Raw genomic sequence first — 12057 nt, forward strand, 5'->3', positions numbered from 1 at the left:
TATCTAAGCGAATGCTTTACGGATCGTATCGGCTATAGTTGTAACACCGACGATTTCAATTCCTTCCGGGAACGTCCAGCCGCCAATGTTGTTTTTGGGTATAAACAAGCGAGTAAAGCCTAATTTAGCAGCTTCTTGAACTCGTTGATCAATTCGGCTTACGCGCCGGACTTCTCCTGTTAAACCTAATTCTCCGATAAAACAGTCTTTAGGCCGTGTTTCTTTTTCTTGGTAACTTGAAGCAATACTGACGGCAATGGCTAAATCAATTGCAGGTTCATCCAATTTTACACCGCCTGCTGCTTTTAGATAAGCATCCTGATTTTGCAGCAATAACCCTGCTCGTTTTTCTAAGACAGCCATGATCAAAGATACACGGTTATGATCTAGTCCGCTAACCGTCCGTTTAGCATTTCCAAACACAGTCGGCGTGATCAGTGACTGAATCTCTACCAAAATCGGCCTGGTACCTTCCATGGCTGAAACAACGGCAGAGCCGGTTGCACCCGCTAGTCGCTCTTCCAAAAACATTTCTGAAGGGTTCACGACTTCGACTAGACCGCCTTCTCGCATCTCGAAGATGCCGATCTCATTGGTTGAACCAAAACGGTTTTTGACTGCCCGTAAAATTCGGAACGTGTGGTGTCGGTCGCCTTCAAAATAAAGCACGGTGTCTACCATATGTTCCAGCATTTTCGGTCCGGCAATCGATCCTTCTTTGGTTACATGCCCAACGATAAAAATAGCAATATTATTTGTTTTAGCAATTTTCATTAAATCAGCGGTACTTTCACGTACTTGGCTCACACTTCCGACCACACTTGAAACATCGGGTTGGCTCATCGTTTGAATGGAATCAATGATCACAAAATCCGGTTGGATCTCTTCGATAGTCTGACGAATGGCAGCCATATCCGTTTCCGGATAAATATAAAAATCTGAACCTTTTACACCTAAACGATTGGCACTCATTTTCAATTGGCCGGCACTTTCTTCGCCTGATACATAAAGAACTTTTCCGCCTGCTTGATTGAGCTGGGCAGAGACTTGCAGCAGCAAAGTAGATTTTCCGATACCCGGGTCTCCACCGATCAACACCATTGATCCAGGAACAACTCCTCCGCCTAATACACGGTTCAGTTCAGCTAGCTTAGTTTTTACTCTGGGGATTTTAGAAACGGTAATGTCTTCTATAGCCTGTGCCTTAGCTGTTTTACCAGCCATACTGACTCGGCTTCTACGATTGTTTTTATCTGCTATTATTTCTTCTTCCATTTGGTTCCATGCGCCACAGTTTGGGCAGCGGCCCATCCATTTTGGGGATTCATATCCACAAGCCTGGCAGACAAACTTTGTTGCTATTTTTTTTGCCACCAATCGAACATTCCCTTCTGATTCATTAAGCTGAATTTAATCTTATTTTACCACAAATAAAAGGAGAATACGCTTTAAAACCACCAAAAAGCCTTTCAAATCCGTTTGTGTTAACGTCACGTTTAGTATAGAATACGCAAATGCTTAAACTGTGATTTTTAAAAGAAGAAACCATGAAGCTTTAGCTCCTGGTTTCTTCTTTTTCTTATGCCATTGTCATTTCAACTTGCCGTTATCTGCCAGATGAACCAAAACCGCCAGATCGGCTTTGCCCGGTTGTTCTTTCGTTATCAGCCTTCAAGAAAGGCATAAAAATTCCTTGTCCAATTCGGTCACCTTTTTTGATCAAGTGATCTGTGATGCCGTAATTAACAAATTGAAAATAAATGTGTCCTTCATTGCTTTCGTTATTGTAATAATCCGCATCAATGATCCCTACTCCGTTAGGCAACAGCAGTTGATTTTTGATCGGGTTGCTGGAGCGGTTGGCTAACTGTAAATACTCATTTTCTCCCATATACGCTTTAATGCCTGTTGGCACCAACGTTGATTTTAAATATTTGCGATTTTCTTCCGGAAAAACAGCATCCGTTGCCAAGGTTTCTTTTGCTTTATTCTTAAACAACACTTTCCAAATCGACGGTACTAAACAATCTTCTGCAGCTTCAAAATCATAACCGGCCGCATGGTTCGTTGCTCTGATCGGTAACTGAATATCTTTTGTTTCGTAATGTGACACACGTTCAAATCCACGTACTTTTTCCATTCTATACTGGGTCCCCTTTAAATCTAGTTCGTTTAATAGAAAACTTTTACATCACTGTATATTATTTTTCAAGATTCCTAAAACTCCTTATTCATTATACCAAAAACCAGGCTTTATTACGATATCTTCCGACTAGCAGGTAGTGACATTTTCGAATCCAATAAATTTCCAATCAACATTTATATTAGGATTTAGTTGGGTCATAACCATTATCCTTTCTCAATGTTTGTTGTGGGAACTATATTGTATTAAAAGTTGAACTGACCTTTCTCTTTTCACACCATTATACGGACACTACAGAACTAGACTGGCTTTATCTAACAATTTGCTACTCTTTTTTGGATCAATTGTGAGATAAATGGACTCTAGCTCATAACAGGGTGCGATTTTCCCCTTCAATTGTCACCTATCCACTTAAATCGGCATGTTGCACAAAAAAATGTACAAAAACTTGTGCACTGCTACGTTTCAAAAAGACAGCGTTTACATTACACTGAATGTATTGAGTTACTTATAAACTAATGAATAGGACAGGTGAAAAACATGGTAGAGATCGCTTTAAATAATATTCATAAAAAATACGAAAATAATCCAGAGTACTCCGTAACAGACTTTAATTTAAAAATCAAAGATCGTGAATTTATCGTGTTCGTTGGACCATCCGGTTGTGGGAAATCAACGACCTTAAGAATGATCGCCGGCTTAGAAGATATTTCTGAAGGGGAATTGTTTATTGGAGATACGTTGATGAACGATGTAGCGCCTAAAGACCGCGATATCGCTATGGTTTTCCAAAACTATGCCTTGTACCCGCATATGACTGTTTACGATAACATGGCTTTTGGATTGAAATTACGTAAATATAAAAAAGAAGAAATCAAACGCCGTGTAGAAGAAGCCGCTGAGATTTTAGGCTTAACGGAATACTTAAAACGCAAACCGGCTGCATTATCTGGCGGACAACGCCAACGGGTAGCTTTAGGCCGAGCTATTGTACGGGACGCTAAAGTTTTCTTGATGGATGAGCCTTTATCTAACTTGGATGCTAAATTACGTGTCGCGATGCGGGCTGAGATCGCTAAGTTGCACCGTCGTTTAGAAACGACTACTATCTATGTTACACATGACCAAACAGAAGCGATGACAATGGCCGATCGTATCGTTATTATGAAAGACGGCTTTGTTCAACAAATTGGTTCGCCTAAAGAAGTCTACGACACGCCAGTAAACGTTTTTGTAGCTGGATTTATCGGTTCACCGGCCATGAACTTCTTTAACGTTACATTGAACGGCAATGTCATCACAAATGGAGCAGGTTTAAAATTAACCATTCCTGAAGGCAAAAGTAAAAGTTTGATAGAACAAGGCTATGAAGGTAAAAAATTAGTCTTTGGTATCCGCCCAGAAGATATCCATAGCGAACAAATTGCTTTAGATACCAATCCAAATAGTGTGGTACATGCTGAAGTAGTGGTTTCTGAATTGCTTGGTGCTGAAACGATGCTTTATACTCGTGTGGATGATACGGAATTTATTTCAAAAGTAGATGCTCGTGATTACCATGCTCCTGGTGAATTTATCGATTTAGCTTTTGACTTGAACAAGTCTCACTTCTTTGATACAGAAACGCAAGATGTCATTCGCTTATAATCCCCTGCCTCCTCCTGGTAAATCAGGAGGAGGTTTAGTCTCTGCTGTAATTTAGCGGGACGCAAAAAACTATCCATTGAGGCACTTTACCTCATTGGATAGTTTTTTAGTTTGTATTAAAGATCCAATTCTTTGATAACTCTAGCAGGGTTTCCGCCGATAACCACATTATCAGGAAATGACTTCGTGACTACTGCACCAGCTGCCACAACAACATTATTACCTAAAGTAACTCCCGGAATCACGATTGCGCCTCCGCCGATCCAAACATTATCGCCCAACGTGATCGGCTTGCCATACTCCCAAACCGTATTGCGTTTTACAGGATCTAAAGGATGAGTCGCTGTGTACAATTGGACATTGGGAGCTAACATACAATTTTTTCCAATGGTGATCGGGCAGATATCCAATAATGTACAGTTAAAATTCGCATAAAAATTTTCACCTATATGTATATTAAATCCATAATCTGCTACTAAGCCTGGATTGAAGTGAAAATTTTCGCCTGTTGAACCAAAAAGATTTTTCAGCAGTGCTTTTGCCTCATCTGAATCTTCTGCTTGATTGAACTCTCTTAATGTTTTTCGAGCAAATTTTCGAGCCGTTGATAATTCTGAATCTGATGAATCGTACATTTCACCAGCAATCATGTTTTCTTTTTGAGAAGCCATCTTGTTTCCCCTTTCATTATTAAATCTCTTTTTTATTATCCCATATTTCTGTACTATATGCGACTCACCTTAAATTGTTTTATTCTAAAATCCGTTGTATTGCTGCAACTTGATGGTAATTGCTGGCAAATGTTTGACTTAGTTGTCGATAGACTGGAAACATCGTTCCATAGATTTCCCCTTCTGCTGCTTGGGGAGCATGACTGTATTCGAAGCCGGTCATTGACGTTACTTCTGATAGTTCTTGGATGACTCCCATGCTTTTTAAGCCGAAGACTGCCGCACCTAAACAAGAACTTTCAAAACTTTCCGGCAATGTTAATTCCTGATTAAAAATGTCTGTCAACATTTGGCGCCAAACTTCTGATCTTGAAAACCCGCCCGTTGCCATGATTTTTTTAGGCTTGCCCGCCAATTCAGTCAAATCATGTAGAACGTCGTAAAGATTAAAGCAGATGCCTTCTAAAACCGCTCTCAAAAAATGTTCAGGACGGTGCATCGTATTAATTCCAAAAAACGAACCGCGTGCTTCTGCATCCCATAACGGCGCACGTTCGCCGTTGAGGTAAGGATGAAAAAACAAGCCTTTAGAACCGGCTGGCACAGCAGCAATTTGTTCCATCAAGCAATCGTAAGCTGTCTGTTCCTTTTCACCGGCCAATTGCTGTTCCATTTGAAAATACTGATGGCTTGCCCATTCTAAAACCACGCCGCCGTTATTGACTGCGCCCCCGATCACCCAATGTTTTTCATCTAAAACATAACAAAAGGTCCGCCCTTGCGGATCTGTAACCGGACGATCGGTGACCATTCTAACTGCGCCGCTTGTTCCAATAGTGACCGCTGCTATCCCTGGCTCCACAGCTCCTACTCCTAAATTGGAAAGACAGCCGTCGTTTCCTCCCAGAACAAATGGAGTATCTTGCAAAAGCCCCATTTGCTCTGCATACTTCGCCGACATTCCCGCTAGTTGATTAGTCGGTGCTGCTAAACTGGACAATCGACTTTCGTCAATACCAGCGGTTGCTAAGGCCAGACTGTCCCATTTGAAATCATGAATATTAAACAAACCCGTGCTAGAAGCAATGGAATAATCAACTATGTATTCACCAAATAATTGATAAAAAATGTATTCTTTTATACCAATAAATTTTGCTGTTTTATTAAAAATAACAGGATGCTCTTCTCTCAACCAAATGATTTTAGCTAATGGAGACATAGGATGAATCGGTGTTCCTGTCCGGTGGTATATTTCTAAACCGTTTGTTTCTTTTAATTGATCCGCCCATTTGGCTGAACGATTATCTGCCCATGTAATGCTTCTCGTCAAAGGTTGATTCAGTTGGTCCATCGCAATCAAGCTGTGCATGGCACTTGAAAAACTAACACATAGAATATCTTCAGGACGGCAGGCTGTCTTATCCATTAATGTTCCAACACTTAACAACACGGCCTCAAATAAAACATCTAAATCTTGTTCCGCCATGTCGGGTGTTTCCTTGATCAACGGATAGGCTGTATACGCTACATCTATCGCTGTTCCATTCGGTTCAAACAAAACCGCTTTTGTGCTGGTTGTTCCCATATCGACCCCAATAACATACTGTTGTTTCAAAAAAAGTCCTCCTTAATTATCTTTCTCTTGATAACTTGATTATTTAACGGCACTGCCTTATAAAAAGTATAGCCTTTCATAAAAAAAGCACAACGAAAAGTTTCATTTCGTTGCGCTTTTTCTATTTTAATAAACAATTACAGGCGTTCCGATCTCAATTTGATCATATATCTTTACCATTACCTCAGGAGGAGTATTTATACACCCATGAGAACCTTTGGTCAAATAAGTTTTCCCACCATAATTCGTTTGCCATGGTGAATCATGGATTCCTACTCCGCTCCAGTCGATCGGCAACCAATGATCAACCGGCGTTGCATAATCTTCACCGGTTAAGGTAGCGTTGCGTTCTTGTTTCCAAACATAAAAGATTCCTTTAGGAGTCGGTGTACTTGGTTTACCAGTGATAACATCCGTCTCTAAAGCTAACTTTCCATCTTTGTAAAACCACATATGTTGTGCTTCTAAATCGATTTCTATATAATTTTCTCCAAACTCATTACCATCATCTGCATATCCAGATCCATTGTAGCGGGGAGTCCGGTCAACATCCTTACCAGCCAAGATATCCTCAGCCAGAGCTTCTGTTTCCCGTGCCACATCTAAAGTCCAACCATACGTTCCAGCTGGAACACTGACCACACCTTTTTTAGAAGAGGTAAAATCACGAGCTTTCTCATACGTACTGTACTTATCGCTTAATTTTTGCATATAAGCAGTGAGTTGAGCTTTATCTACTCCCACTGAACCTGTATCGTCCACATTCAGCCAATTGACTAATGTTTCACGTGGCACAATCTCTTCTGAACCAAATATTTGATAAGTGATCGACAGATCGCTTAGTTTTTTTGCCTCTGCCAAATTGGCTTGCAATGCTTCATCGTCTGCATAAACCGTTGGAGTAGCATACGCTTGCTCCAACTCTATAGTAGTTGAGTTTTTTTGAACAGCCTCTCTGATCAGCTGATTGACTTTTTCTAAATCAAAACTGTTCCCTTTCACTTCAGGCTGAATTTCGAAATCTGTTTCTGTTTTTTTAAGCGTTGCATTTACCGGTTTTGTACGGTTTTCATTTCCCAATGGCAAAGCAGCTACAAATTCTTTTACTTGTGCTTCATCCGAGGCAGCCCCTTCAATGGCTACTTGTTTGTTCTTGGAACTAAAACGACTCACTGGCCATGACCAAGGATTTTGTTTCGCTAATTGTTTTTCTAGCGTTTCGCTAAAATCATTCGATACACCTATATCAGATCCAGTAAAGGCAAACAGTTCTTCGCCTTTTTCGGTCGCTTTAAACGTTTTTTCTTGGTAATGTTTTTGAAGTGTTTTGTTTGCTTCTTCTACTGTTTGCTTTCCGATAGAGATACCGTCAGCAGTGGTTTTAGGCAGAAATTGATCCTGGTACTGCATGCTTTTAAAAATATAAAAGCCTCCAATCAAAATCAAAAATATCCCTAATCCAATAAATATTGATTTTTTATTAGTCTCCATTTGTATTCATTCCTTTTTGTTTATACGTAAAGTTCCTGAGTTATGAGAGAGTGCCCAACCATCAAACAATTTTTAAAAAGATAACCTACGTGGTCACCTTTATTTTACCATGTTTTGACCGTAATTAAAGAACATTCCATTCCTTTCTTCATTTCCTCTAAGAAAAGAGCAGGCCTATTTTTAATGTTCAACTATTCAACTGCTTATCCTAAGATTTGTACTATTGAACAGTGGACGAACCAGTAAAATACCGCTGATTTTTATCCTTGATCATTAAATACGGCTCTTTTTCCCCACTGCTTGTTTTTTCATCTCCTTTAAAGCCATCGATTAAATCTTTTAATGTATCTTTTTTTTACCAATTGCAACAACAAGCTATAACTGAATAAAATTCCAATCAACCAAGGAAAATAAGCTAGCGGCAATGCTGTTAAGCCGATAGATGTGCCAAAAGGTGTAAACGGCAAACCAGCTCCTATCAGCATCATACCGCCACTCAATGCCATTACTGGAAGCGTAGCTCTGCTTTCTATAAAAGGAATTTTTTCGGTTCGAATCATGTGTACAATCAACGTTTGAGATAAAAGCCCGACCACAAACCAGCCTGTTTGAAACAAAGACTGCATGGCTGGTGTATTAGCTTTAAAAATAAACCACATCACTAAAAACGTTACGACATCAAAAATAGAACTGATCGGTCCAACAAATAACATGAACTTTCCGATATCATCAGCGTTCCATTTACGCGGCTTTTTTAAATATTCTTGATCCATTGTATCCCAAGGTATGGCTAGTTGAGATATATTGTACAATAAGTTTTGAACGAGCAGCTGAATGGGCAGCATCGGCAAAAACGGCAGTACCAAACTAGCCAGTAAGACACTAAAAACATTCCCAAAGTTAGAACTGACTGTAATTTTAATATATTTCATGATATTGCCAAAGACTTTGCGTCCTTCAATAACGCCCTCTTCTAATACCCGCAAATCTTTTTCAAGTAAAATAATATCGGCTGAATCTTTAGCGATCCCAACAGCGGTATCGACTGAAATGCCAACATCCGCTTGATGAAGTGCGGCAGCATCATTGATGCCATCTCCCATATAGCCTACAATATGGGCTTTTTCTTGTAAAGATTGGATGATACGAGATTTTTGTAACGGCTCAAGTTTGGCAAAGACACTGGTTTCTTCTACAGCAGCTGCCAGCTCTTCATCTGACATTTTGCCGATTTCGTTGCCTAGCAAAACTCTTTGAACAACTAATCCTAAATTTTGACAGACTTTAAGAGTGACCGCTCCGCTATCCCCTGTTAAAATTTTAACGTCTATGCCATCCTCTTCAAGCACTTTTAGAGCTTCGCCTGCAGATTCTTTGACCGGGTCTAAGAAACCCACGAAACCTGCTAATACTAATTCTTTTTCTTCCGCTTTGCTTGTTGCTTCGCTAGCTGCTGGTTGTTCTTTTTGAGCAATGGCAATCACTCGAATGCCTTCACTACTTAACTTTTTAGCTCTATCCAAAGCTTCTTTCTTTTCATCTGCTGTAAGGGTTTCTATTTTTCCGCCGTTTTCTACTTGAGTACAAATGCCTATTATCTCTTCATAAGCACCTTTCGTTATCATTTTATTTTTGCCTTCCGTGTCTTTTAAAACCACTGAGATTCTTCTTCGGATAAAATCAAATGGGATTTCTTCTACTTTACTGTACTGGTGTTCAAGATTGCTGAACCCGTTATCTTTTCCCTTTTCAAGAACTGCAACATCCATCAAATTGCGTAAACCTGTTTGAAAGAAACTATTCAAATAAGCTTTTCTTAAGACCGTTGGATCTTCTTCACCCCGAGCGTTCAAATACGTTGTAACGGTCATTTCATCCATTGTCAGCGTTCCTGTTTTATCCGTGCACAAGATATCCATTGCACCGAAATTTTGAATAGCGTCCAATTCTTTGACCACCGTTTTATGCTTGCCCATTAAAATGGCTCCCTTTGCAAGGTTCGTTGTCACAATGACTGGCAGCATTTCCGGCGTCAGTCCTACCGCAATAGAAATAGCAAATAACAGTGCCTGCAGCCAGTCTCCTTTCGTGATCCCATTTACGACAAAGACTAAAGGAACCATTAATATCATCAATCTAATTAAAAGCAAACTAATTTTTTTTATGCCTTTATCAAAACTGGTTTTATTTTTTTGCGTTACAATAGAAGACGCGATTGAACTAAAGTAAGTAGCATCTCCCGTAGCAAGCACAATGCCTGTCGCACTACCGCTTGCAATCGTTGTTCCTAACAGACAGATGTTGCTCAGTTCAGTGACCCCTGTATCGTCAGAAATGCTGTTTAAAGGAGAAGCAACTTTTTCAACCGGTTCTGATTCACCTGTTAAAGATGATTCGCTTACCAGTAAATCATTACTGACTATCAGCCTTAAATCAGCAGGAATAATATCACCCGCTGCTAAACTAATAATATCTCCAGGCACAATGTTCTCCACATCTATTTCTTGAATACCTGATTTTTTTCGCAGAATATCTGAAGTCGAACTGATCAATGTCTTAAGCTTATCCGCGGCTTTGTTTGAACGGTATTCTTGTGAGAATTTCAAAAATCCGCTAATAGCTACTAAAGTACTGATAACGATCACAGTCTTAAAACTGCGGCTTTCGGGAGGAGATAACAAAACGTCAGTTATAAAAGAGATTACTGCTAATGTCATCAATACTAAAGTAAATGGATCGATAAAAGATTTAATCAACTGCTTATACCATGGAACACTTTTTTCATGAGTTAGTTGATTGAGACCGTATTTTTCTATTTTTTCTGCTACCGCTTCATCAGACAATCCCTCTTTATCTGTGTCCAATTCACTATAGATTTGGTCAATATCCTTTTTACTGAATCTCACTAATGTTTGAATAGCTGCTTTTGATTGGCTTTGTGAAGTCTCAGTTTTTTTTTTCATCACCCACACACCTCCATTGTTCTAAAAAACAAAACAGTAAAGAAATTAAAGATGCTGCTCATGGAATGTATCTTACCTAAAAATTCTTCAGATAACCGTTTACGATGGTGATTTTTCATTTAATATAACCTTAAATCCGTTATTGTTATTCAGTATAACACAAAAAAGGTACCATCCGAAGATGGTACCTTTTTAGATTGCGCGGCAGCGTCCTACTCTCACAAAGGGAAACCCTTCACTACCATCGGCGCTAAGAAGCTTAACTGCTGTGTTCGGCATGGGAACAGGTGTGACCTTCTTGCCGTCACCACCGCACATTTTTTCATCAAGAGAACGGTGTTCTCTCAAAACTGGATAGTGTTTTTCTTTTGCAACATCGTGTCGAAACCAAGACACCGTTTAAAAAATTGGTTAAGTCCTCGACCGATTAGTATTGGTCCGCTCCATACATCGCTGTACTTCCACTTCCAACCTATCTACCTGATCATCTCTCAGGGGTCTTACTCACTTGCGTGATGGGAAATCTCATCTTGAGGGGGGCTTCACGCTTAGATGCTTTCAGCGTTTATCCCGTCCACACATAGCTACCCAGCGATGCTCTTGGCAGAACAACTGGTACACCAGCGGTGTGTCCATCCCGGTCCTCTCGTACTAAGGACAGCTCCTCTCAAATTTCCTGCGCCCGCGACGGATAGGGACCGAACTGTCTCACGACGTTCTGAACCCAGCTCGCGTACCGCTTTAATGGGCGAACAGCCCAACCCTTGGGACCGACTACAGCCCCAGGATGCGATGAGCCGACATCGAGGTGCCAAACCTCCCCGTCGATGTGGACTCTTGGGGGAGATAAGCCTGTTATCCCCAGGGTAGCTTTTATCCGTTGAGCGATGGCCCTTCCATGCGGAACCACCGGATCACTAAGCCCGACTTTCGTCCCTGCTCGACTTGTAGGTCTCGCAGTCAAGCTCCCTTCTGCCTTTACACTCTACGAATGATTTCCAACCATTCTGAGGGAACCTTTGGGCGCCTCCGTTACTCTTTAGGAGGCGACCGCCCCAGTCAAACTGCCCGTCAGACACTGTCTCCCAGCCAGATCATGGCTGTGGGTTAGAGTGGTCATACAGCAAGGGTAGTATCCCACCAACGCCTCCACCAAGACTAGCGTCCTGGTTTCATCGGCTCCTACCTATCCTGTACAAGCTGTACAAACACTCAATATCAAACTGCAGTAAAGCTCCATGGGGTCTTTCCGTCCTGTCGCGGGTAACCTGCATCTTCACAGGTACTATAATTTCACCGAGTCTCTCGTTGAGACAGTGCCCAAATCATTACGCCTTTCGTGCGGGTCGGAACTTACCCGACAAGGAATTTCGCTACCTTAGGACCGTTATAGTTACGGCCGCCGTTTACTGGGGCTTCAATTCTGAGCTTCGCTCGAGAGCTAACCCATCCTCTTAACCTTCCAGCACCGGGCAGGCGTCAGCCCCTATACGTCATCTTTCGATTTAGCAGAGACCTGTGTTTTTG

Annotated in this window: 6 protein-coding genes, 2 rRNA genes and 1 pseudogene (1 of these 9 only partly in view); 1 reads left to right on the forward strand and 8 read right to left on the reverse strand. The window is 40.9% G+C overall.

Features of this window, described 5'->3' with window-relative positions:
* Positions 1-3: 3 nt before the first annotated feature.
* Complete coding sequence (radA, locus tag NY10_RS08335; RefSeq protein ID WP_058920296.1) at positions 4-1374, reverse strand: DNA repair protein RadA; 1371 nt, start codon at positions 1372-1374, stop codon at positions 4-6.
* A gap of 232 nt (positions 1375-1606) precedes the next feature.
* Positions 1607-2140, reverse strand: a complete 534-nt coding sequence (locus NY10_RS08340; RefSeq protein WP_058919537.1) for a dCTP deaminase/dUTPase family protein — start codon at positions 2138-2140, stop codon at positions 1607-1609.
* A 543-nt stretch (positions 2141-2683) separates the two neighbouring features.
* On the opposite strand from NY10_RS08340, the gene NY10_RS08345 reads away from it, so the two are divergent.
* Positions 2684-3790 carry an ABC transporter ATP-binding protein gene (locus NY10_RS08345; RefSeq protein WP_058919538.1) on the forward strand — a complete coding sequence of 369 codons (1107 nt, stop codon included), beginning with the start codon at positions 2684-2686 and terminating at the stop codon, positions 3788-3790.
* A 122-nt stretch (positions 3791-3912) separates the two neighbouring features.
* On the opposite strand, the pseudogene NY10_RS08350 reads toward NY10_RS08345, so the two are convergent.
* From NY10_RS08350 to NY10_RS08375, 6 genes and pseudogenes are all read right to left on the reverse strand, one after another.
* A pseudogene (locus NY10_RS08350) lies at positions 3913-4461 on the reverse strand (sugar O-acetyltransferase); the annotation flags it as partial.
* Between the two features lie 79 nt (positions 4462-4540).
* Positions 4541-6076 carry a gluconokinase gene (gene gntK / locus NY10_RS08355; protein WP_082664222.1) on the reverse strand — a complete coding sequence of 512 codons (1536 nt, stop codon included), beginning with the start codon at positions 6074-6076 and terminating at the stop codon, positions 4541-4543.
* Positions 6077-6202: 126 nt separating this feature from the next.
* Positions 6203-7567: a L,D-transpeptidase family protein gene (locus tag NY10_RS08360; RefSeq protein ID WP_058919540.1), complete on the reverse strand. Its 1365-nt coding sequence runs from the start codon at positions 7565-7567 to the stop codon at positions 6203-6205.
* 317 nt (positions 7568-7884) lie between these two features.
* Positions 7885-10530 carry a magnesium-translocating P-type ATPase gene (gene mgtA, locus NY10_RS08365; RefSeq protein ID WP_058919541.1) on the reverse strand — a complete coding sequence of 882 codons (2646 nt, stop codon included), beginning with the start codon at positions 10528-10530 and terminating at the stop codon, positions 7885-7887.
* Between the two features lie 199 nt (positions 10531-10729).
* Positions 10730-10845, reverse strand: a 5S ribosomal RNA gene (rrf, locus tag NY10_RS08370).
* Positions 10846-10937: 92 nt separating this feature from the next.
* Positions 10938-12057 (reverse strand): 23S ribosomal RNA (locus tag NY10_RS08375) (it continues 1800 nt past the right edge of the window).

The organism is Carnobacterium sp. CP1, from assembly GCF_001483965.1.
GTDB classification, from domain to species: Bacteria; Bacillota; Bacilli; order Lactobacillales; family Carnobacteriaceae; genus Carnobacterium_A; species Carnobacterium_A antarcticum.